22 protein-coding genes are annotated in these 22,016 nt (G+C 64.8%); 11 read left to right on the top strand and 11 right to left on the bottom strand.

The features are described 5' to 3' along the window. Position 1 precedes the first annotated feature (1 nt). Genes ABE456_RS04750 through ABE456_RS04740 form a run of 3 tightly spaced genes read right to left on the bottom strand, consistent with a single transcriptional unit; the run spans position 2 to position 3,053 of the window. Positions 2-865, bottom strand: coding sequence for a sugar ABC transporter permease (locus tag ABE456_RS04750; protein WP_346642932.1), 864 nt, complete (start codon positions 863-865; stop codon positions 2-4). Then, a complete protein-coding gene (locus ABE456_RS04745; protein ID WP_346642931.1) occupies positions 862-1,959 on the bottom strand; it encodes an ABC transporter ATP-binding protein in 1,098 nt (365 codons plus the stop codon). Before ABE456_RS04745 ends, ABE456_RS04750 begins: the two co-directional genes overlap by 4 nt. After that, positions 1,959-3,053, bottom strand: coding sequence for an ABC transporter ATP-binding protein (locus ABE456_RS04740; protein WP_346642930.1), 1,095 nt, complete (start codon positions 3,051-3,053; stop codon positions 1,959-1,961). Before ABE456_RS04740 ends, ABE456_RS04745 begins: the two co-directional genes overlap by 1 nt. A gap of 223 nt (positions 3,054-3,276) precedes the next feature. Between ABE456_RS04740 and ABE456_RS04735 the strand changes: the two genes are divergently transcribed. The 7 genes from ABE456_RS04735 to ABE456_RS04705 all read left to right on the top strand — a co-directional run bounded on the left by ABE456_RS04735 (position 3,277) and on the right by ABE456_RS04705 (position 11,158). Continuing rightward, entirely contained in the window at positions 3,277-5,025 is a 1,749-nt protein-coding gene (locus ABE456_RS04735; protein ID WP_346642929.1) for a sigma-54-dependent Fis family transcriptional regulator, read from the top strand. A 164-nt stretch (positions 5,026-5,189) separates the two neighbouring features. Then, positions 5,190-6,254 (top strand): ornithine cyclodeaminase, encoded by a 1,065-nt coding sequence (locus tag ABE456_RS04730; protein WP_346642928.1) that lies wholly within the window; start codon positions 5,190-5,192, stop codon positions 6,252-6,254. Between the two features lie 159 nt (positions 6,255-6,413). Next, complete coding sequence (locus ABE456_RS04725; RefSeq protein ID WP_346642927.1) at positions 6,414-6,893, top strand: Lrp/AsnC family transcriptional regulator; 480 nt, start codon at positions 6,414-6,416, stop codon at positions 6,891-6,893. Positions 6,894-7,218: 325 nt separating this feature from the next. Further along, entirely contained in the window at positions 7,219-8,529 is a 1,311-nt protein-coding gene (locus ABE456_RS04720; protein WP_346642926.1) for a C4-dicarboxylate transporter DctA, read from the top strand. Between the two features lie 44 nt (positions 8,530-8,573). Further along, positions 8,574-9,278, top strand: coding sequence for a FadR/GntR family transcriptional regulator (locus tag ABE456_RS04715; protein WP_346642925.1), 705 nt, complete (start codon positions 8,574-8,576; stop codon positions 9,276-9,278). A 16-nt stretch (positions 9,279-9,294) separates the two neighbouring features. Then, on the top strand, positions 9,295-9,963 hold the full coding sequence (locus ABE456_RS04710; protein WP_346642924.1) for a GntR family transcriptional regulator: 669 nt from the start codon (positions 9,295-9,297) through the stop codon (positions 9,961-9,963). A 130-nt stretch (positions 9,964-10,093) separates the two neighbouring features. Further along, complete coding sequence (locus tag ABE456_RS04705; RefSeq protein WP_346642923.1) at positions 10,094-11,158, top strand: hypothetical protein; 1,065 nt, start codon at positions 10,094-10,096, stop codon at positions 11,156-11,158. Positions 11,159-11,217: 59 nt separating this feature from the next. Here the strand turns inward: ABE456_RS04705 and ABE456_RS04700 are convergent, their stop codons facing one another. After that, the gene (locus ABE456_RS04700; RefSeq protein ID WP_346642922.1) at positions 11,218-11,646 is read right to left on the bottom strand and encodes a PACE efflux transporter; all 429 of its coding nucleotides are present in this window, start codon (positions 11,644-11,646) and stop codon (positions 11,218-11,220) included. A gap of 102 nt (positions 11,647-11,748) precedes the next feature. Here ABE456_RS04700 and ABE456_RS04695 point away from each other — a divergent pair, with 102 nt between their 5' ends. Together ABE456_RS04695 and mcpA are read left to right on the top strand one after the other, a co-directional pair. After that, entirely contained in the window at positions 11,749-12,627 is an 879-nt protein-coding gene (locus ABE456_RS04695) for a LysR family transcriptional regulator (protein WP_346642921.1), read from the top strand. Between the two features lie 142 nt (positions 12,628-12,769). Further along, complete coding sequence (gene mcpA / locus ABE456_RS04690) at positions 12,770-14,656, top strand: methyl-accepting chemotaxis protein McpA (RefSeq protein ID WP_346642920.1); 1,887 nt, start codon at positions 12,770-12,772, stop codon at positions 14,654-14,656. A 113-nt stretch (positions 14,657-14,769) separates the two neighbouring features. Here the strand turns inward: mcpA and ABE456_RS04685 are convergent, their stop codons facing one another. The 3 genes from ABE456_RS04685 to ABE456_RS04675 form a co-directional block, all read right to left on the bottom strand. Further along, positions 14,770-15,834 (bottom strand): hypothetical protein, encoded by a 1,065-nt coding sequence (locus ABE456_RS04685; RefSeq protein ID WP_346642919.1) that lies wholly within the window; start codon positions 15,832-15,834, stop codon positions 14,770-14,772. A 141-nt stretch (positions 15,835-15,975) separates the two neighbouring features. After that, a complete protein-coding gene (locus ABE456_RS04680) occupies positions 15,976-16,353 on the bottom strand; it encodes a RidA family protein (RefSeq protein ID WP_346642918.1) in 378 nt (125 codons plus the stop codon). Positions 16,354-16,365: 12 nt separating this feature from the next. Continuing rightward, a complete protein-coding gene (locus tag ABE456_RS04675; RefSeq protein WP_346642917.1) occupies positions 16,366-17,502 on the bottom strand; it encodes an FAD-dependent oxidoreductase in 1,137 nt (378 codons plus the stop codon). Positions 17,503-17,617: 115 nt separating this feature from the next. On the opposite strand from ABE456_RS04675, the gene ABE456_RS04670 reads away from it, so the two are divergent. Further along, positions 17,618-18,211, top strand: a complete 594-nt coding sequence (locus tag ABE456_RS04670) for an XRE family transcriptional regulator (protein ID WP_346642916.1) — start codon at positions 17,618-17,620, stop codon at positions 18,209-18,211. Positions 18,212-18,323: 112 nt separating this feature from the next. Then, positions 18,324-19,109, top strand: coding sequence for a sulfite exporter TauE/SafE family protein (locus ABE456_RS04665; RefSeq protein ID WP_346642915.1), 786 nt, complete (start codon positions 18,324-18,326; stop codon positions 19,107-19,109). A gap of 3 nt (positions 19,110-19,112) precedes the next feature. Here ABE456_RS04665 and ABE456_RS04660 read toward each other — a convergent pair whose 3' ends face one another. The 4 genes from ABE456_RS04660 to ABE456_RS04645 form a co-directional block, all read right to left on the bottom strand. Further along, the gene (locus ABE456_RS04660; RefSeq protein ID WP_346642914.1) at positions 19,113-19,652 is read right to left on the bottom strand and encodes a histidine phosphatase family protein; all 540 of its coding nucleotides are present in this window, start codon (positions 19,650-19,652) and stop codon (positions 19,113-19,115) included. Positions 19,653-19,750: 98 nt separating this feature from the next. Beyond that, positions 19,751-20,083 carry a DUF3325 domain-containing protein gene (locus ABE456_RS04655; RefSeq protein ID WP_346642913.1) on the bottom strand — a complete coding sequence of 111 codons (333 nt, stop codon included), beginning with the start codon at positions 20,081-20,083 and terminating at the stop codon, positions 19,751-19,753. Continuing rightward, a complete protein-coding gene (locus tag ABE456_RS04650; RefSeq protein ID WP_346642912.1) occupies positions 20,080-21,600 on the bottom strand; it encodes a PepSY-associated TM helix domain-containing protein in 1,521 nt (506 codons plus the stop codon). The genes ABE456_RS04655 and ABE456_RS04650 overlap by 4 nt, the downstream gene beginning before the upstream one ends. Then, positions 21,597-21,884 (bottom strand): iron transporter, encoded by a 288-nt coding sequence (locus tag ABE456_RS04645; protein WP_346642911.1) that lies wholly within the window; start codon positions 21,882-21,884, stop codon positions 21,597-21,599. The genes ABE456_RS04650 and ABE456_RS04645 overlap by 4 nt, the downstream gene beginning before the upstream one ends. Positions 21,885-22,016 lie beyond the last annotated feature (132 nt).

The raw sequence follows: 22,016 nt of genomic DNA, 5'->3' as shown, positions 1-22,016 counted from the left end.
CCTAGTCCTTGTCGGCATGGGTCATGGCTGTGTAGAACAGCCACGACACCAGCAGGATGATCAGGAAGTACACCAGCGAGAACGCTGCCGCCGGGCCCAGGTCGAACTGCCCCACGGCCATGCGCGTGAGGGTCTGGCTGAGGAAGGTGGTGGCGTTGCCGGGCCCGCCACCGGTCAGCACGAACGGCTCGGTGTAGATCATGAAGCTGTCCATGAAGCGCAGCATCACCGCAATCAGCAGCACGTTCTTAAGCTTCGGCAACTGGATATGGCGGAACACCGCCCAACCCGAGGCGCGGTCAATGCGCGCTGCCTGGTAGTACACGTCGGGGATGGCGCGCAGCCCCGAATAGCACAGCAGCGCCACCAGCGACGTCCAGTGCCACACGTCCATCACCAGCACCGTAAGCCAGGCGTCGAACGGGTCGCCGGCGTAGTTGTAGTTGACCCCGAGCTTGGCCAGGGTGGCGCCAAGCAGGCCGATATCGGCGCGGCCGAAGATCTGCCAGATGGTGCCGACCACGTTCCACGGGATCAGCAGCGGGATAGCCATGACAATCAGGCACACCGAGGCCATGCGCCCCTTGGTCGGCATGGTCAGGGCAATGGCGATGCCCAGCGGGATCTCTATCAGCAGCACACAAGCGGAATAGATGAACTGGCGCAACAGCGCGTCATGCAGCGCCGGGTCGCGCAGCACCTGGCGGTACCAGTCGGCGCCGACGAAGTAGCGGTTGGACTGGTCGAAGATGTCCTGCACCGAGTAGTTGACCACCGTCATCATCGGCACTACCGCACTGAATGCCACCAGCAGGAACACCGGCAGTACCAGCCACCAGGCTTTGTTGTTGGGCACCTTGTTCATGGCCCGACCTCCAGCAGCACATCGTCGACATACAGCATCAACCACTGCGTCGGCAGGCTGACCCAGGCCTCGGCCACAGGCAGCGGGCGATCCTCGCCAAGGCGAGCCTTTAGCGCCACGCCGCCCAGTTCAAGCGTGACGATGCGATAGGTGCCCAGGTCCTCGACGTCCAGCACCCGTGCCGGGTAGGCGGCATCGAACGGGCTGTCCCACAACTGCACGAATTCCGGGCGGATGCCCACCTGCAGGCGTCCGCCCACTGTCGCCGCCAGGCGCTCACGCAAGCCGTCGGGCAGCGCCAGGTGAATATCACCAAACGCTACCCCGTCCGCCTCGGCGCGCACCTCGATCAGGTTCATCCCCGGGCTGCCGATAAAGTAGCCGACGAAGGTGTGTCGCGGCCGCTCGAACAGCTCGCGCGGGGTGCCGAACTGAACGATGCGCCCGCCATGCATCACCGCGATCTTGTCAGCGAAGGTGGAGGCCTCAAGCTGGTCATGGGTGACGTAGATCATGGTGATGTTGAACTGCTCGTGGATCTGCTTGAGCTTGCGCCGCAGCTTCCACTTCAGGTGCGGGTCGATCACCGTCAGCGGCTCGTCGAACAAAATCGCCGACACGTCGTCGCGCACCAGGCCGCGGCCCATGGAGACCTTCTGCTTTTCGTCGGCACTGAGGTTGCGCGCCTTCTTGCGCAACACGCCAGCCAGGTCGAGCACCTCGGCAATTTCCTCCACCCGGGCGCGTACCCGGGCTTCGTCCAGCCCCTGGTTGCGCAGCGGGAAGGCCAGGTTGTCGAACACCGTCATGGTGTCGTACACCACCGGGAACTGGAACACCTGGGCGATGTTGCGCGCCTGCGGTGACAGCTGGTTGACCGGCTTGCCGTCGAACAGCACCTCGCCGTGGGACGGTGTCAGCAGCCCGGAAATGATGTTGAGCAAGGTCGACTTGCCGCAGCCCGACGGCCCGAGCAAAGCGTAGGCGCCACCCTGCTCCCACACATGCTCCAGCGCATGCAGGGCATAGTCCGCTTCGCTGGTGGGTTGTCGGCTGTAGCTGTGCGCAAGTTGGCGCAAGCGGATCTCGGCCATCAGCCTCTCCTTGCCTGGCGCAGCCCTGGGGCCTGCACCAGCGCCCCGGCGCCGTCGAAGACGAACAGCTTGTGCGTGGGGATGAATACGCGAATCGGCGTGTCCACCTGGTATTCGTGCACCCCGGGCAGGTGCAGGATCATGCGCCAGTGTTCGTTGCGCACATGCAGGAACGTTTCCGAGCCACTGATCTCTGCAAGCTCCACCAGCACCGCCAACTCCAGGTCATCGTCATGGGCTGGCACCAGGGTGATATGGCTGGGGCGCACGCCGAAGCGGTAGTCGCCCTCGGCAAGCTGCTGCAAGTCGGCATTACGGGCAAAGTGCACGGCCTGGGCCAGGCTCACCTCGTTACCGCTGATACGGCCTGGCACCAGGTTGATCGGCGGCTCGGAAAACAGCTCGGCGGCCAGCACGCTGCCTGGGCGCTGGTAGACCTGGGCGGTGGCCCCGCTTTGCACGATACGGCCCTCGTGCACCAGGGTGGTGGTGCCGCCTAGCGCCAGCGCCTCGTTGGGCTCGGTGGTGGCGTATACGGCGATGCAGTGGCGCGCCGCAAACAGTTCGCGCAGCTCCTGGCGCAAGCCTTCACGCAACTTGTAGTCGAGGTTGACCAAGGGTTCGTCGAAGAGGATCAGCGAGGCATCCTTGACCAGCGCCCGGGCCATCGCCGTGCGTTGCTGCTGGCCACCGGACAGCTCCAGCGGCAGGCGCTGCAGGTAGGTTTCGATGCGCAGCATCTCGGCGGTTTCCTGCACCCTCCGGCGAATCTCCGGCTCGGCCATGCGCGCCTGGCGCAGCGGCGAGGCGATGTTCTCGTACACGCTCAAGGTCGGGTAATTGATGAACTGCTGATACACCATCGATACATTGCGCTGGCGCACCGGCACACCGGTGACATCCTGGCCATCCATCAGCACCCGCCCGCGGTCCGGGCGGTCGAGCCCGGCCATCAGGCGCATCAGGCTGGTCTTGCCGGCCAGGGTGCGGCCCAGCAGCACGTTGAACGAACCGGGCTCGAAACGCAGTGAGGCATCGACGATCCAGGCCTGGTTGTCGACGCTGCGGCTGACCTGTTCCAGCACCAATGACATGGCGTGGCCTTTTTGTAGTTGTCGTCTGCCGGGCACAGCCAGTTCCGTGCCAGTTGCGCCCAGGCGCTCTGGCCCGGGAGCTGGGCGCCAGCGCTGGCAAATCGCGGGTTCACAAGTGAACACAATCACTGAACAACTGAACACTTGCCGGTTTGACAATGAACACCGGTGAACAACACTGAACAGCGGTCGGCCCATAACAACAACCACACAGGACAGGCCCATGGCCGCATCCGCTTCGACCCACGCCCAACTGATCCAGGCTTCCTGGGCCCGCTGCCGCGAGCATGGCCTGCAACCGCAGCACGCGCCGGACTTCGACTGCCTGACCCGCGCCGAACTTAGCACCGTGCTGGAACGGCGCCAGGCCCTGCTGCGCTTGACCCGCGAGGAAGTACTGCCGCAATACGCGCACCTGCTGGGCAACGCCAGCTATCTGGTGATGCTGGCTGATGCCAGTGGCTGCCTGCTCGACACCTGGGGCTCGCGGCGCTTCATCGAACCGCGCCAGCAACATGGCTTCAGCGCTGGCGCCCACTGGCAAGAGCGTGGCGTCGGCACCAACGCACTGGGCACCGCACTGGTCTGCGCGGAGGCGATTCACGTTGGCCAGGACGAGCACTTCCTGCGCCAGAACCGGTATCTGTCCAGTGCCGCCGCGCCGCTGTTCGACGCTGCGCGGCTATTGGTCGGGGTGCTCGACGTGGCCAGCGACGGCTACCTGCCGGCCAGCCAGACGCTGGGCCTGGTGCGCATGATGGGCCAGAGCCTGGAGAACCGCTTGATCCTCGCCGAACATGCCAACCAGCACGCGCAACTGATCTTCAACAGCGCCTCCGATAACCTCGACAGCCCATGGGCCGGCCTGCTGGTGTTCGATGAGCAGGGGCAGGTGCTGGCCGCCAATCACCGGGCCGACAGCCTGCTCGGCACCAACCCGTTGCGGCAGAACATCGAGCAGCTGTTCCAGTTGCCCATGGCGCAGTTGTTCAGCCACCCCCGGCAACAGCCCTTCGCCCTGCAGGCCACCGGCCGTAACCGTTTTCATTGCCAGTGGCAGGCCCCGCGCGAAGCCAGGCACAGCCCCACTGCTGGCAGCAACGAGCCACGCCTGGAGAAGGCCCTGGCACAGGCCAGTCTGCTGCTGGAAAAGGACATCCCGCTGCTGGTGCAGGGTGAAACCGGCGTGGGCAAGGAAGTGTTCGTCAACACCCTGCACCAAGCCAGCAGCCGTGCCAGCCAGCCCCTGGTCGCCGTCAACTGCGCGGCGATCCCGGCCGAACTGGTGGAGTCGGAGCTGTTTGGCTACGACAAGGGCGCGTTCACCGGTGCCCACCACAAGGGCAACCCAGGGCTGATCCGCAAGGCCGACCACGGCATTTTGTTCCTGGATGAAATTGGCGACATGCCGCTGCCCACCCAGGCCCGCCTGCTGCGTGTGCTGCAGTCGCGCAGCATCCAGCCACTGGGCAGCGGCGAGCCGGTGGCAGTGGATATTCGCGTGGTGTCGGCGAGCAACCGTGACCTGGCCGAAGAAGTGCGCGCCGGGCGCTTTCGCCAGGACCTGTATTACCGTATCGCCGGGCTGGCGGTAGTACTGCCGCCGCTGCGTGAGCGCAGTGACCGGCGACAGCTGATCGAACAGGTACATGCCCGCTACCGCGACCCTGGGCAGCCTGCGCGGCTACCCACGGCCATCATCGATCTGCTCGATCAGCACCCCTGGCCAGGCAACCTGCGCGAGCTGGTGAGTGTTCTGCAGGTGGCGTTGGCCCTGGCGGATAATGGACCGGTCGGTGTCGAGCACCTGCCTGCGGGTTTTCTGGCCGAGTTGCAGGGGCCGGTGCGGGTGGCGGCCGAGGATGCGGACTTGCAGACGCTTGTGGCACAGGCCAATGGCAACCTGTCGGCGGTGGCACGTGGATTGGGGATCAGCCGCACTACGTTGTACAAGCGCTTGCGTGAGCAATGATTGCCTTGACCTGTACCGCCCCCCACAGCCGATTCGGCTGCCGCTGCCCCGTATTCAGCCAAAGCCGCTGCCAGCACACCCCGGTACAGCCAGCTTTACCGCCCCGCCCGCCGCACAATGAACCCAGAGCCCACTCTGGAAGCGTCGCCGCAGGGAGACCCCTCATGACCCGCTATATCGATGTGCAAGACCTGGCCCGCCTGGTCAACCGCAAAGGCCTGCCCACCTGCCTGCTGGAAATGGCCGAGTACATCCGCCAGGACTACTTGCGCTGGCCCGACTTCGACAAATGCGCCCGAGTGGCCAACCATTCAGCGGATGGGGTGATAGAGCTGATGCCGGTTTCAGACGCCAGCCACTACGCCTTCAAGTACGTCAACGGCCACCCGAAGAACACCCGCCATGGGCTGCCCACGGTGATGGCCTTCGGTGCCCTGGCCAGCGTCGCTACCGGTGCACCGCTGCTACTCAGCGAAATGACCCTGACCACGGCGCTGCGCACCGCAGCCACCTCGGCCCTGGCCGCTTGCTACCTGGCCCGTGAGGACAGCCGCAGCATGGCGTTGATCGGCAATGGCTCGCAGAGTGAATTCCAGGCCATCGCCTTCAATGCCCTGCTGGGCATCGATGAAATCCGCCTGTACGACATCGACCCCGCCGCCTCGGCCAAGCTGGTCGCCAACCTGGCCAACCGCCCCGGGCTCAAGCTGACAATTGCCAGCTCCGTGGCCGAAGCGGTGCGCGGTGCCGATATCGTCACCACGGTGACCGCCGACAAGGCCTACGCCACCATCCTCACTCCGGAAATGATCGAGCCTGGCATGCACCTGAACGCCGTGGGCGGTGATTGCCCGGGCAAGACCGAACTGCACCGGGCGATTGTCGAGAAGGCCCGGGTGATCGTTGAGTACGAGCCGCAAAGCCGGGTTGAAGGTGAGATCCAGCAGATGCCGGCGGACTCGCCGGTAACCGAGTTCTGGCGGGTGATTGCCGGCAAGACCAAGGGCCGCGAGCACGCCGGGCAGGTGACCTTGTTCGACTCGGTCGGGTTTGCCCTGGAGGACTACTCGGCACTGCGCTATGTGCTGGATGCGGCGCAGGCGCTGGGTATCGGCAAGGACATCGGGCTGGTGCCGGTGCTGGAGGACCCGAAGGATTTGTATGCACTGCTGCAGCCGCAGGTGGTGGAGTTGCGGGCGGTGCCCAAAGCTGATTCCGCCTGCGCCTGATAGATCCTGGGGCTGCTGCGCAGCCCATCGCTACACCAGGCCGCTCCTACAGGGAAATGTGTTCGTCTGTAGGAGCGGCCTGGTGTCGCGATGGGCCGCGCAGCGGCCCCCATTACCGCCTAACCTGTCCATGCCCACTTTCGAAAGAAGCCAAAGCGCATGGACACCAAGGACGCCAACGCCCACCCTCTCGACCGCATCGACGAAGCGATCATCGATATCCTGCGCCACGACGGCCGCATCACCTTCGAAAAACTCTCCACCCTCGTCCACCTCACCCCGCGCCCCTGCCTGGAGCGTGTGCGCAAGCTGGAGCGCCGCGGCGTGATCCGTGGCTACGGGGCAATCATCGACCAGCAGAAGGTGGCTCCCGGGGTGTCGCTGCTGGTGCTGGTCGCCCTCTCCAACCAAAGCGGGCGCGCCGCCCAGAAGGCCTTCGAAGCCACCCTGCGCAACTGCCCCCAAGTGCACGAGTGCCAACTGATCAGCGGCCACTTCGACTACAGCCTGCGCCTGCGCTGCCGCGACATGGAGCACTACCGGCTGCTCAGCGAAAGCTGGATGAATGACGACGCCCTGCACATCGACAAGCTGGTGGCGCACCCGGTGCTGGCCGAGGTCAAACTCACGGTCGGCTGAACGGGTATCAAAGCCCAGGCCGGTCAGACCATCCTGATTGGTTAGCCGCTTGGCAAGCTGCTTGCAACGCTGCTCCCAGGCGCTGGCCACAGCCTGCTCTGATTCGCACGTAGCTCATTCCCGGCGCGCACCGAACTAGAGCCTGGCAGGCCAGATTGCCCCATAACTGGTCAGACCGGTAAGGCCAAAAAACCTTGCCAAACGGGATTTTTCGCGCTTTTATGGCTTCGCGCTGAACAAACCGGTAAGACCACAATAATTAAGTCCTGCGCTCTTTCGCCCCGTGCGGCTACCGAAGCAAGGACACCGATCTGAGACTCCTCCCATGCTCAAATGGTGCTCGCGTTCGATATTCCTGCAAGTCGTGCTCGGCCTTGCCCTCGGCATCGCCTGCGGCCTCAGCTTCCCCGACCTCTCCCTGCAACTCAAACCCCTCGGCGACGGCTTCATCAAGCTGATCAAGATGCTCATCGGCCTCATCGTGTTCTGTGTGGTGGTAAGCGGTATCTCGGGCGCTGGCGACCTGAAAAAGGTTGGGCGCATCGGCCTGAAATCGGTGATCTACTTTGAAGTGCTGACCACTATTGCCTTGGTGATCGGCCTGGTGTTCGCCTTCGGTAGCGGCATTGGCAGCGGCGCCAACATCCACCTGGACCAGTTGGCCAGCGCCGACGCCAGCAGCCTGGCCGAGCGCGGCCAGCACATCCATGGCGCCACGGCATTCTTCATGGACCTGATCCCCACTTCGGTGATCGGTGCCTTCGCCGACAACAACATCCTCCAGGTGCTGCTGTTCTCGGTGCTGTTCGGCAGTGCGCTGAATCTTGTGGGTGACTCGGCAGCCGGCATTTCGCGACTGATCAACGAACTGAGCCATGTGATCTTCCGCATCATGGGCATGATCGTACGCCTGGCCCCCATCGGCGTGTTCGGCGCCATCGCCTTCACCACCAGCAAGTACGGCCTGGAATCGCTGCAACACCTGGGCGGGCTGGTGGCGCTGTTCTACCTGACCTGCGCCGGCTTCGTGCTGATCGTGCTGGGCACGGTCATGCGCCTGTCGGGCCTGAAGCTGCTGCCGCTGATCAAGTACCTGCGCGAAGAACTGACCATCGTCCTTGGCACCGCCTCTTCCGACGCCGTGCTGCCACAGATCATGCGCAAGCTGGAGCACCTGGGCATTGGCAGCTCCACCGTCGGCCTGGTGATCCCTACCGGCTACTCGTTCAACCTCGATGGTTTCTCCATCTACCTGACCTTGGCCATTGTGTTCATCGCCAACGCCACCGGTACACCATTGGAAATGACCGACCTGCTGACCATCCTGCTGGTGTCGCTGGTGACTTCCAAGGGCGCTCACGGCATCCCAGGCTCGGCGCTGGTGATCCTTGCCGCCACCCTGACCGCCGTACCGGCGATTCCTGTGGTCGGCCTGGTGCTGGTGCTGGCGGTGGACTGGTTCATGGGCATTGGCCGGGCATTGACCAACCTGATAGGCAACTGCGTGGCCACCGTGGCCATTGCCCGCTGGGAGAAGGACATCGACCTGGAGCGCGCGCAGAACGTGCTCGACGGCAAGCCAGGCTTCGCCCCCACGCCACGCAAACAGCCCAACGCCCATCAACAGGAATTCTGAGCGAACGTGGCCGGCAATGATGCCGGCCCTTCCAGGAGCGAACCGTGATCAGCTCATCGACCGTCGTCAACTCAGTGGTGGAAAAACTGCGCCAGGCCCTGGCCCGCGGCCAATGGCGCAGCGGCGACATGCTGCCGGGCCAGCGCGAGCTGGCCGAACAACTGGGCATCAGCCGCCCCAGCCTGCGCGAAGCAGTGACTGTGCTGGAAACCCTGGGCCTGGTGCGTTCACTGCCGGGCAAGGGCGTGCTGGTGCTGGATGCCGATGCCGCCGCGCACGAACCGGGCCTGGATGGCAGCGCCGCAGCCAGCCTGGCCGACGTGCTGGAGCTGCGCTACACCCTCGAACCGTTCATCGTCGGCCTGGTGGCGCAGTCGGCCAACAGCCAGGACATCGGCCAACTGCGCCTGACCCTGATGGACATGCGCGAAGCACTGGAGGCCGATGACAGCGAAGCCGGGGTCAAGGCCTACATCGCCTTCCATGAGGCGCTGTTCGCCCTGACCACCAACCCGATCTTCCAGAGCGTGGTGCAGCAGACCGGCAATGCCCTCAAGCAGAGCGCCGACATGCTGCGCAACTCGCCGGAGCACCTGGCGGCGCGGCTGAAGGAAAACGAAGCGGTGGTGCGCGCCATCCGTGAACGCAACAGCGCCCAGGCCAGTGCGCAGATGCGCCAACACATCCTCGCCGAAGGGCAGCGCATGGGCATCCCGCTGAACATCCCGGACGAACACCCGCACCCATGAACCCAGGAGAGCGACCATGAACGCCGCCCCCCACTTGCCAGCCCTGCTTGCGGCCGGCGAAACCCGCCTGTCGGCCGAGCAGATCTACCCAAGGCTGTTCGACGCCATTCTCGAACAGCGCCTGCCGCCCGGCAGCCTGCTGCCCGAGCAGGCACTGGGCCATGCCTTTGGTGTCAGCCGCACGGTGATCCGCCGCGTGCTTGGGCGCCTGTCCGACCAGCAGGTGGTAGTGCAACGCCCCAGCCACACCGCACACCTGGCAGCGCCCGACCCGGACCAGGCACGCCAGGTGCTTAGCGCCCGACGCCTGGCCGAAACCACGCTGATCACCTTGGCGGCGCAACGTGCGCGGCCGGCGCAGGTGCGCCAGCTGCGGCAACTGGTGGAGCGCGAGCGCCAGCACCATGAAAACGGCGAACGTTGCGCGGCGATCCGCCTGGGCGGCGAGTTTCACCTGAAACTGGCGCAAGTGGCGGCCAATGCGCCACTGGCGCGCTTCCTCAACGGCCTGGTGCCGATGACCTCGCTGATCATCGCCCGCTACGAGTCGCCGTGCTGCGACCACTGTGCCTGGGAGGAGCATGCGGCGATCATCGATGCCGTGGAACAAGGTGACGCCGAAACGGCGCTGGGGCTGATGCACAAGCACCTCGACCGCCTGGAAGAAAAACTCGACCTGGAATAACCCGCACAAGCTGACGCGGTCCCTGTAGGAGCGTGTTACCTGGGCGATTGGCGATGGGCTGCACGGCAGCCCCCCGCCCCCCACCCTATACTCCAAGAACCACCACAGCCTCTATCAGGGAGGCGGCTGCGTGAGCGTTCGAGTCCTCCTACTGTTATGCCTCTTGCTGGCCCTTGGCGGCTGCGCGGGCAAGCGCCCGCCTGCCCCGCCGCCGCCCGTAGTGCTCACCCCTGCCACTTGGCAACGCATCGACCAGGAGCTGATCGACGCCTCGGTCGGCGCCGCCGGGTCGGCCAACGACTACGCCCGGCGCTCCATGCGGGTATGGAAGGAGCAGGTGCAGCAACGCACCGAAAGCGATTTCATCCCCTGGTTCACCGGTTACTGGACCCAGCAGTGGCTGACCCTCAAGGTGGCCTGGTACAAACTCGACAGTGGCGAGGGCCGGGAACCTGCGGAAAAGCGCCTTGCCCTGTACCTGCAGGAGCAGTACCACCAGCGGGTGATCGAACCAGTGGCCGAGCAGATCAACCCCGAGGGCATCCGCGACCGTGCCTGCGAGCTGTACTTGCAACTGTTCGGCCAGCAATTGCCGGCCATCATCAGCCGCTACAACGCGCCACCCGAACAGGTCAGCCAACGGCTCAACAGCATCCCCGCTATCCACCTGGGGCCACCAGAAGCGCGCAATGCCAGCCTCTATCAGCTGCTACGGGCCAAGTCGCTGGACCAGCAACCGGCCTGGCAAGCCATGCGCCAGCACTTGCACCAGCAGGCCAGCAAAGGCCCTGGCAAGACTGATGTCGGGCTGAACTCGGTGGCCAACCAGGCCAGCGAAAAGCTCGGCGCCACCCTGGCCCCACGTGGCATCGCCAGTGCCGTGGCGTCGGCAGTGGGCAAGGTGGCGGGGGCGATGATTTCGATTGCGGCAGCCGGCTATGGGATGATGACCCATGACCGCGATCACCCGCAGATGGTCGAGCAGTTGCGGGTGATCTTGAACGTGGCGTTGAACCAGGAATGGCAGGAGCTGATGGAGAACCGCCAGAGCGGGGCCATGGCAGGGGTGTATTACCTGTCGGGGCAGGTTGAGGACAATTTGCTGGCCAGCTTGCCGCGCCCGGTGAAACAACCGGTGGAACAGCAGCAAGTGAAGCAGCAGCAGGAACCCCTGATTATTCGCCTGCCGCCTTAGTGGTTGCCTGTGCTGGCCTCTTCGCGGGCGGGCCCGCGAAGAGGCCAGCACAGGCTGAATCAGGCTGTAGCCATGGCCGAGCTCGGCAAACCAAAGATCCGGTCAAACGCCCAGTTGTAGGCAAAGGTGTAGCAAGGCACCAGCACAATGAACGCCATGTCCACCAGCAACGCCTCCACCAGCGTCATGCCCAGCCACCAGGCAATCAGCGGAATCAGGTACACCACCAGGGTCAGCTGGAAGCCGATGGCATGCGCCACCCGCCGCGCCACGCTGCGCCCGCGCTTGGCCTGGCGGCCCTCCCAATACTCGAACAGGGTGTTGTAGACCAGGTTCCAGAGCATGGCGATGGTGGTGATCATCACCGCCAGCGGCCCGGTATGCGACGCCTGGGTGTTTGACAGGTAGGCCAGCCCGAGGGTAGACATGCACAGCCCGATCAGTTCATAGAAAGTCACGTAGACCAGTTTGCGTTTCAGTCCCTGCACCCGGGGTTACCTCCAATGACAAAAGCGATGGGGCACGATCATGCTTCACTGCGCTTGACAGTAAAAGTCAGCAGCTGTCAGATCTACTGACAGGAGGCTGCCATGAACTTTTCCAGCGACAACATCCAGCTGTTTCTTGCGGTGCTCGACCGCGGTTCGTTTTCCGCCGCCGCGCGCGCTCTGCAGCGGGTGCCTTCGGCCGTGAGCATGGCCATCGGCAACCTTGAGGCCGAGCTAGGCTACGCCCTGTTCGAGCGCGGCTCGCGTGAAGTTCGCCCTACCGCACAAGCCCTGGCCCTGGAGCCGCACGCCAGGCTGATCGCCGAACAACTGGGGCTACTGCAGGTGCATGCCTTGGAGCTGTCCCAGGGGTTGGAGAGCAGCCTGACCCTGGCGGTGGTGCCGGACATTGACCACCGCCCGCTGCTGGCGGCCATCGCCCAGCTTGGTGAGCGCCACCCGCTGCTGGACATCGCCCTGCTCAGCGCCCCGCAGGAAGAAGCCCTGCACCTGCTGGACAGCGGCCGCGCCGACCTCTGCGTGGCCTTTGCCGGCCTGCAGGTGGATGCCCGCCGCGGCTTCCAGCACATCGGCATGGAGTCGCTGGTGGCCACGTTGTCACCGGCGCACCCGGCCTTGCGCGAGGGGCGGATTCACTACCTCGAAGACCTGACCCAAGTACGCCAGATCCTGGTGCGTAGCCGCGACCTGCCGCTGGCAGACCCGCGCCCACTGATCGGCGCTACTCACTGGTCCACCGACAGTTTCGACCTTGCCCTGCAGATGGTGGAAGCCGGCCTGGGCTGGGGCGACCTGCCACTGACCCGGGTAGCGCCACTGCTGGCCAATGGGCGCCTGGTGCGCCTGGACTTCCGCAACACCCGCAATGAGTTGCAGTTGCCTGTACACATTTTCTGGGGCAAGCAGCAGCCGCTGCAGCAAGCCGCACGGCTGTTGATCGAGCAGTTGTGTAACCGGTGAATACCGTCTGTCGAAACGTCCGTAAGAAATTTCTGTAGGCACATCAACCTTTTACCCCTTGAGCCGATATCCCGGTCGACAGGCCCCGCAGTGCGTCAAAAGCGCGCCGCGCCCTCCCCTCATTGGCTCAAGGTCTCGAAACATGAACCTGAAATTTCGCCACAAGATCCTGCTTAGCGCCTGCAGCGTCGTGGTCCTGGCATTTGCCCTGTTCACGCTCTACAACGACTACCTGCAACGCAACACCATCCGCCAGAACATCGAAGCGTCCGTGCAGCAGGCCGGTGCACTGACCGCCAGCAGCGTGCAGAACTGGATGAGCGGGCGCATCCTGGTACTGGAAAACCTGGCCCAGGACATCGCCCAGCAGGGTGCAGGCGAGACCCTGGCAGGGCTGATCGAGCAGCCGTCCTATACGCGTAATTTCCTGTTCACCTACCTGGGCCAGGCCAACGGGGTGTTCACCCAGCGCCCCGATACGCAGATGCCCGCCGGTTACGACCCACGCCAGCGTCCGTGGTACGGCGCCGCAGCCAGCGCCGGGCAAACCGTGCTGACGGCCCCGTACCAAGGCGCGGTCGGCGGCCTGATGGTAACCATCGCCACGCCGGTGAAGAGCAAGGGCAATGGCGAACTGATAGGGGTGGTCGGTGGCGACGTTACCCTCGAAACCTTGGTCGAGATCATCAACTCGGTCGATTTCGGCGGCATCGGCCACGCATTCCTGGCCGACAGCAATGGCCAGGTAATCGTCAGCCCCGATAAAGACCAGCTGATGAAGAACCTCAAGGACATCTACCCCGGTAGCAACCTGCGGGTCGCCACTGGCATGCAGGACGTCACCCTCAATGGCCAGGACCGCATCATCTCCTTCGCCCCGGTGGCCGGCTTGCCTTCGGCGCAGTGGTACATCGGCCTGTCGATCGACAAGGACAAGGCCTACGCCGCGCTCAGCCAGTTCCGCACCTCGGCGATCATTGCCATGCTGATCGCCGTGGCCGCCATCGCCGGCCTGCTCGGCCTGCTGATCCCGGTGCTGATGAGCCCGCTGACCACCATGGGCCGCGCCATGCGCGACATCGCCGAGGGCGAAGGCGACCTCACTCGCCGCCTGAACGTGCAGAACAAGGACGAATTCGGCGAACTGGCCACCTCGTTCAACCGCTTCGTCGAACGCATTCATGCTTCGATCAGCGAAGTGTCCTCGGCCACCCGCCTGGTGCATGACCTGTCGGAAAAGGTAGTCAGTGCCTCCAACGCGTCGATCAGCGGCTCTGAAGAGCAGAGCATGCGCACCAACAGCGTGGCTGCGGCCATCAACGAACTGGGCGCCGCTACCCAGGAAATCGCCCGCAACGCCGCCGATGCCTCACAGCATGCCAGCGGTGCCAGCGAGCAAGCCCACGGTGGCCGTGAAGTGGTCGAAGAAGCGATCAGCGCCATGACCGCCCTGTCGCAGCGCATCAGCGAGTCGTGCGCGCAGATCGAAACGCTTAACGCCAGTACCGATGAAATTGGCAAGATCCTCGATGTGATCAAGGGCATCTCGCAGCAGACCAACCTGCTGGCGCTGAACGCCGCGATCGAAGCGGCGCGTGCCGGTGAGGCTGGGCGTGGCTTTGCCGTGGTGGCCGACGAAGTACGCAACCTGGCGCACCGTACCCAGGAGTCGGCGGAAGAAATCCACCGCATGATCACCAGCCTGCAGGTGGGCTCGCGCGAGGCGGTGCACACCATGAACACCAGCCAGGTTTCCAGCGAGCAGACCGTGCAGGTGGCCAACCAGGCCGGCGAGCGCCTGGCCAGCGTGACCCAGCGCATTGGCGAGATCGATGGCATGAACCAGTCGGTGGCTACGGCTACCGAAGAACAGACCGCCGTGGTCGAGAGCCTCAACCTGGACATCACCCAGATCAACGCCCTGAACCAGCAAGGGGTGGAGAACCTCAACGAGACCCTGCACCATTGCGACCAACTGGCCCAGCAGGCCGGGCGTTTGAAGCAGTTGGTGGGCAGTTTCAGGATCTGATCACCTCGGGGGGCGCTTCGCGCCCCAATCGCGACGCAAGGCCGCTCCTACAGGGACCGCGTAACACCTGTGGGAGCGGCCTTGTGTCGCGATTGGGCTGCGCAGCAGCCCCCTTATGCCACCGCCGCTTTAACAGCCCTGCCCCGCCGTACCCAGGCCAGCAACACCGCCGCCATCAGCACAAAGCCCAGATAACCGAACAACGGGTACACCTCGCCCACCAGGCTGATGAACCCCACCAGGCTGCAGCCAAACGCCACCACCCCGGTTACCACCGAACCCCAACGGAACTTCGCCGTGCCCGCCGGCAACAACCGCGAAAGGAACGAAAACAGCGTACCCACCGCAGTGTTGACGATCATGCCGAAGATAATCAGGCACATCACCAGCCCCAGCAGCGGCGACACTTCGTTGGCAATCGACAGCATCGGCATCGGCAACTCGGCCACGCTGTCCAGGCGCGACAACAGCCCGGCACTCATCACCAGCATCAGGCAGCCCAACGCCGCGCCGCCAAGCAGGCCACCCCACGCCGCGGTTTTCTCGCCCTTGGCCGAACCGCCGAGAATGGCCAGGATCGGCGCACCGGCAACGATGTTGTACGACACATACAGGAACGCGCCCAGCAACCAGTGGCGGGTACCGGCCTGCTGCTGGCTGGCCAGCTGGTCGAGCGCGGTGAAGCTCTGCTCACGGGTGAACACCGCGTACAGCGCAATTGCCGATGCCACCAGAATCAGCAGCGGCGTGATGGCGCCAATGGCGAGGATCACCTTGCGCACATCCAGGCACACGATACCCACTACCACCAGCGTCACCAGCACGCTGCCGGTCAATGCCGGGATGCCGAACTGCTGCTCAAGCAGCGCGCCACCGCCGGCCAGCATGACCACAGTGACGGCGAACATGAAAAAGGTGATCAGCCAGTCGACGAACAGGCCCAGGTGGCGGCCGCAGATAGCCTGGATCACATCCTTGTGCGAGGTGGCCTGCTGGCGGTTGCCCAACCCCGCCAGGGCCATGCCTAGGAAAGTGAACAAGGCGGCACTGACCAACGCACCCACCAGCCCCCATACACCGAAATCGACAAAGAACAACAACAGTTCCCGCCCCGAAGCGAACCCCGCCCCCACGATCACGCCGACAAATGCGCCGGCAATCTTCAGCTGCTCTTGCATGTGAACCTCTGGATTTATTGTTGTTGTCTTACCGCCACCGCATGCCTTTTGCAGGAGCAACTGTCTTGCTCGGAAATCTAAAGGCTTGCGCAATCTGTGTGGGAGCGGGCACGCCCGCTCCCACACAGGTTCGTGCTTCGGTCATGCTTCGCCGAGGAATGCTTGCACTTCGATCTCCACATCGACCCCAAGCGCCAACGCCGAGGCCACGGTCGAACGTACCGGCAGCGCCGCCCCGAAGAACTCCTTGTACACCTCGTTGAAGCCGGCAAAGTGGCTCATGTCCGACAGCCACACGGTGGCCTTGACCACTTGGTCGAAACGCGCGCCACAGGCCGCCAGGCTTTCGGCAATGCGCTCGCAGGCAGCGCGGGTCTGGGTCTGGATATCACCGCGTACTACCTCACCGCCGGCACTCATCGGCACCTGGCCGGAGAGGAACAGGAAGCCACCGGCTTTCACCGCACGGGAAAACGGGAATGGCAGGCTGCTGGGGAAACGCTGGATGTCATTGCTCATGGGATGCTCCTTTCAGGGTTGCTGGAAACGGGCCGGGGACAGGCGCTCGGGCACCACTCCCTGGCTGACAAGGCTAGGACACAGGGGTTGGCCGAGCAGCAGGTCGGCGGCCAGGCGCGAGGCGCCGGCGGCGGACTGGATGCCATAGCCGCCCTGGGCCGCCAGCCAGAAGAACGCGGGTGCGTGGCTATCGAAACCGATCACCAGGTCGCCGTCGGCGACGAACGAGCGCAGCCCGGCCCAGGTGTGGCTGGGGCGGCGGATCGCCAGGGTGGTCATGGCTTCGATGTTGTAGATGCCCAAGGCCACGTCCAGCTCCTCGGGCGCGGCGTCCTGCGGTTCGACCGGGTCGGCATTGGCCGGCGAACCCAGCAGCTGACCGGCGTCGGGCTTGAAGTAGAAACTTTCGTCGACGCCGATCACCGCAGGCCAGCGGGCGAAGTCCTGGTCTGCCGGGCCCGGGAAGGTGAAGGCACTGCGCCGGCAGGGTTGCAGGCCGATGCGTGCCACTGCGCACTGCTCGGCCACGCGGTCTGCCCAGGCGCCTGCGGCGTTGACCAGTTGGCGCGCCTGCACCCGGCTGCCATCGCCCAGTTCCACTTGCCACAGGTCATCGAGGTACCGGGCCTGGACCAGCTCGGCATTGCAGCGCAGTTCACCGCCAGCGGCGCGGTAACCGCGCAAGAAACCTTGGTGCAGGGCATGCACATCCAGGTCCATGGCGCCCGGTTCCAGCACCGCGCCGGCCAGGTTTTCGCCACGCAGGCTCGGCACCAGGGCCAGGGCGGCGTCGCGGTCGAGCAGGCTGACTTCGGTGCCGTTGGCCAGGTTCTGCGTATGGGTCTGCTCCAGCAGCGCGCGCTGTTCCAGGCTGGCCACATACAGGCAGCCACGCGGTTCCAGCAGCGGGTGCTCGCAGAAGCCTTGCGGTGGCGCCTCGTAGAAGGCCCGGCTGGCGCGGGTCAGCGCCTGAATCTGCGGGGTACCGTAGGCCTCCATGAACATCGCCGCCGAGCGCCCGGTGGAGTGGTAGCCAGGCTGCGACTCGCGCTCCAGCAGCAGCACCCGCTGCTGGCCAGCCAGGCGATAGCCCAGGGAGGCACCGGCAATGCCGGCGCCGATGATCAGGGTGTCGTAGGTCGGGGTCATGCACGCTCCTGCCAGGCTAATTATCATTTATGAGAATTCTAATATATGAGAATTTAGAAATGCGCAAGGGTCCAAGGTAAGATGCCCGACCAACGCCGCATGCCGAGAACCCTGAATGCCCGCTGCCCTACCCCTGCTTGACCGCGCCGTAGTCGGCCAGCGCCTGCGCCAGGTGCGCAAGGCGCGCCAGATGACCCTCAAGCAATTGTCCGAAGCCAGTGGCGTGCCGGTGTCCACCCTGTCGAAGATGGAGCTGGCGCAGGTGTCGGTCAGCTACGAAAAACTCGCCGCCGCCGCCCGGGCGTTGAATGTCGACATTGCCCAGCTGTTGCGTGCCAGCGGCACGGTTGCAGCGCCAGTGCCGGTAACCGTGGTGGTCGACTCGTTGCCTGCGGCGGCGGGCTACTCGACCGGCACCTATGATTACCACCCGATCGCTGGCAACTTCCCCGAGCGGCGCATGACGCCGGCCTATGCCCGCATCATTGCCCGCGAACGCGGCCAGTTCGATGATTTTATCCGCCACCCCGGGCAAGAGTTCGCCCTGGTGCTGAGCGGGCGCGTGCGGATCGAATTCGAGACGGGTGAATCTGTGAGCATCGGGCCGCAGGAAACTGCGTATTTCGACAGCCAGGTGGGGCACATCTACCTGTCGGAGAGTGATGACGGCGGCGATGCACATGTGATGGTGGTGATGACTGATCGATAGTCTGCCCTGCCACCTCGGTTATAACCTAATAACGAACAAGTCTATTTGGCTATAAAAAAATCTATATGCTGGCTGCATCCGATAACGGGCAAGTTGGGCGGTCGAGTAGCGTATGGATGTAGGTTCTTTTGGTTTCACCATTGCGGGACTGGTCGTGGGTTTCATCGTCGGCATGACGGGTGTCGGTGGCGGCTCGCTGATGACCCCAATCCTGCTGTGGTTCGGCATCAGCCCGGCAACCGCTGTCGGCACTGACCTGCTCTATGCCGCCATCACCAAGGCCAGTGGTGTCTGGGTGCATGCGCGCAACAAGAACATCGACTGGAAAATCACCGGCCTGCTGAGCCTGGGCAGCGTGCCCGCAGCAGCGCTTACCCTGTGGTTCCTCAGCACCCTGCATACCGACACCTCTGCCCTGAACGGCATCATCAAGCAAGGCCTGGCGGTGGTGCTGATCCTGACCGCGCTGGCCATCCTGTTCAAATCGCGCCTGCAAGCCTTCGCCAGCCGCCATGCCGGTGACCATTACCACCTCAGCGACCGCAGCCTGAACATCCTTACCGTGCTGACCGGCGTGGTGCTGGGGGTGATGGTTACCCTCACCTCTATCGGCGCCGGCGCGCTGGGTACCGTGGCGTTGTTCCTGCTGTACCCGTTCCTGGTCACTCGCCGCCTGGTCGGTACCGAAATCGCCCACGCCGTACCGCTCACCCTGGTAGCGGGCCTGGGCCATGCGGGCATGGGTAACATGGACTGGTCGCTGCTGGGTTACCTGCTGCTGGGCTCGCTGCCGGGCATCTACCTGGGTAGCCACCTCACCGGGCGAATCTCCGACCGCGTGCTGCGCCCGTGCCTGGCGGCGATGCTGCTGCTGATCGGCTACAAACTGGCGTTCTGACTTTCAGCCCAGGCGCAGGCGCCACTGCCCGGTAAAGCTCAGCTCCAGGCGCGACAGCGGCAACACATCGATACGCTGGCTGGCACCCATTGGGCAGCCCAGTACCTGCACCAACACAGCGCGCATGACCATCGGGTGGGTCACCGCCAGCCATTCCCCCGGCCTGTCGAAGGCCGCCAACCAGGCGGCCATGCGCTGGCAAAGCGCGGCGAACGACTCACCACCATGCACCGCGCTGGCCGGATCCTGCAGCCATGCGGCCAGCGCTTGCGGTTGCTCGGCCTGCAACTGCTTCAGTGCCAGCCCTTGCCAACTGCCCAAATCGCAATCGGCCAATGCCGGCTCGAGTTGTGGAGCTTCCGACAACCACGCCGCCGTCTCGCAGGCGCGCTGCTCTGGCGCAGTCAGCACCTGCACAGCGCGCAGGTCGGTGAAAGGCTGCTGGGTTAACGGCAGGATGCCGTCGCCCGCATGGGGCAGGCGCCCGGTCTTCTGCGCCTGGGTCAGCGCGTGGCAGATCAGGGTCAGGCGGATGGCTTTCACCAGGTTTCTCTCGCGGCGGGCTGGGGCGCATGGTTTAGCATGCCGCGAGGCTTTTGGCGATCTACTGCGGCGGCCTCATCGCCGGCGATGAGGCCAGTTCAGCCCACCGCTAACACCAAGCTCCACACTGGCACTGCCAGCACCAACCCCACCGCCAGCCACGGCCAGTACGGCAGCAACATCACCAGCAGCATCCCCGCCAGCGACAGCGCACCAAACCAGGCCACCGGCCCCATGGCCCAGCCCCAGGCCTGGGCGCACAGCACCAGGCTGACCAGCAACGCCAGCCAGCCAGCGCCCCGCAAACCGATACGCAGCGCGCGCGGGCAGGTGCGGTGCCACACCTGCTGGTAATGCCGCTCCAGCCCTTGGCACAGCCCGAGCATGCCGGCGTAGGCGAACAACACGCCGCCCGTGATCCACATCATCATGCCTCGGCCTCCACATGCCGCCCCGCCCTGGCCTTCTGCGCTACTGGCTGTGCCTGCCGCACCCGCCATGCCACCAGCCCGAGCAATACACCCAACACCAGCGCACTGGCCGCCACCCACAGGCGCATCGCATCTTCAAGGCCACCAAACGCACCCAGGCCGATGCACAGCAACGCCGTCAGCAGCAGTTGCTCCACCCAGGCCCGGCGCGCTGGCCTGATACCAGCATGCAACAGCGCCAGCAGCCACACGCCAAAGAACGCGCGTATTTCCCAGCTCTCCCGATGCACCAGCTCCACCGGCAGCAGGCGGCTGGCCCACAACAGCCCCACACACGCCAACAGCAGGCCGCTGATGAAACCCACGTTGCATACCTCGGCCAGCCGGTACCAGCGCCGCGCCGAAACCTCGGTGGTGGCGCTGGCATACTTGCGCCCACGCTTCACGCAGAACAGCACCAGGCCGCTGGCGATCATCAGGCAACTGACCAGCCCGCAGATGAAGTACAGCCAGCGCATCGGGTAGCCACCAAACTGGGCGAAATGCAGGCCGACCATGACCCGTTGGGTCAACGGCGCCGCGCGCCATTCGGGCACGTCGCTGAGCAATTGCCCGCTAACCCCATCGAAGACCATCGCCTGGCCCTTGGCCAAGGCGATGCGGTTACCCAGCTCGGGGCGGATTTCGACACGCGCCGCCGCAGTATTGGGGTTGCGGATGTTCAAGCCACCAATCGGCCCCAAGCGCCCCTCGGCCTGGGCCAGCAGCGGCGCCACATCGACCAGCGTGGCCGGCTGCCTGGCCAGGCCACGGGGCTGTTCCAGGCGAGCATTGCCCTGGGCCTGGAAGTAGGCGCGCGTGTCGCCGGCGAACAGCGCATCGACCCCGGCGGGGATGTAGATGAGCATGAAAATCACCAGGCCGGTGTAGGTGATCATCAGGTGGAATGGCAGCAACAGCACCGCACTGGCGTTGTGGAAATCCAGCCACGAGCGCTGGCCCTTGTTCGGCCGGAAGGTGAAGAACTCCTTGAAGATCTTCTTATGGACGACGATGCCAGTGACCAGCGCAGCCAGCATCACCAGCGCCAGGGCGCCGACCACGAAGATACCCCAGTTACGTGGCAGGTCGAGGGTGAAGTGGAAGCGGAAGAAGAAGTTGCCACCGACACTGTCGCGCACCTCGATGGCTTCGCCGGTGCGCGGGTCGAGCTGTACGCCACCGCCGTGGCGCCGGTCGCCGGTGGACACACGCAACCCGGGCGAGCGCTCGCTCGGCAGGCTGATGCCCCAGTTGCCCGCCTGCGGCTCATGGGCCTGCAGGTAGGCGATGGCGCGCTGGGCGGCGTCGGCCTGGGCCACCTGGGTGGCCGGGATTTCCGGTTGCATCCAGTGGTTGAGTTCCTTGTCGAACACCGCCAGGGTGCCAGTGACGAAGATGGCGAACAGCAGCCAGCCGAAGATCAGCCCAGCCCAGGTGTGCAGCCAGGCCATCGATTGGGTGAAGGTGTTTTTCATGCCAGCCACTCCAGCGCCTGCGGCCAGAAGCCGATCAAGGCAAGAGGCGCGGCCAGCACCAGCGGCGCCCAGGCACGCAGGGCATCACGGCTGGCGAAGGCCCAGAGGATGGCGGCGGTGTAGAAGAGAAAAGCCGGTAGGGTCGCGACGATGACCGCGTCGGCGGCAGCCAGCGGCAGGATACGCGCCAGGCAGGCGCTGGCGGCATAGCTGAGGGCATAGCCGCCGAGCAGCGCGGCGCCGCTGCGGGAGAGAATCTGTAGCCAGGCGGGGGCTTTCTTCATCAGGGACTCCTTGGCATATACAGGTGAGGTATCTGGGGCTGCTTTGCAGCCCTGTCGCGGGCCCACCACCGCGCACAACGGGGGCGCGGCCCGCCGGGGGGGGGCGGGGAGGGGGGGGGACAGCGCGCCGAA

It is taken from the genome of Pseudomonas sp. TWI929 (assembly GCF_039673335.1).
Taxonomy (GTDB): Bacteria; Pseudomonadota; Gammaproteobacteria; order Pseudomonadales; family Pseudomonadaceae; genus Aquipseudomonas.
Note: the sequence above shows the minus strand (reverse complement) of the source record. Positions and strands in the feature narration are given on the sequence as shown.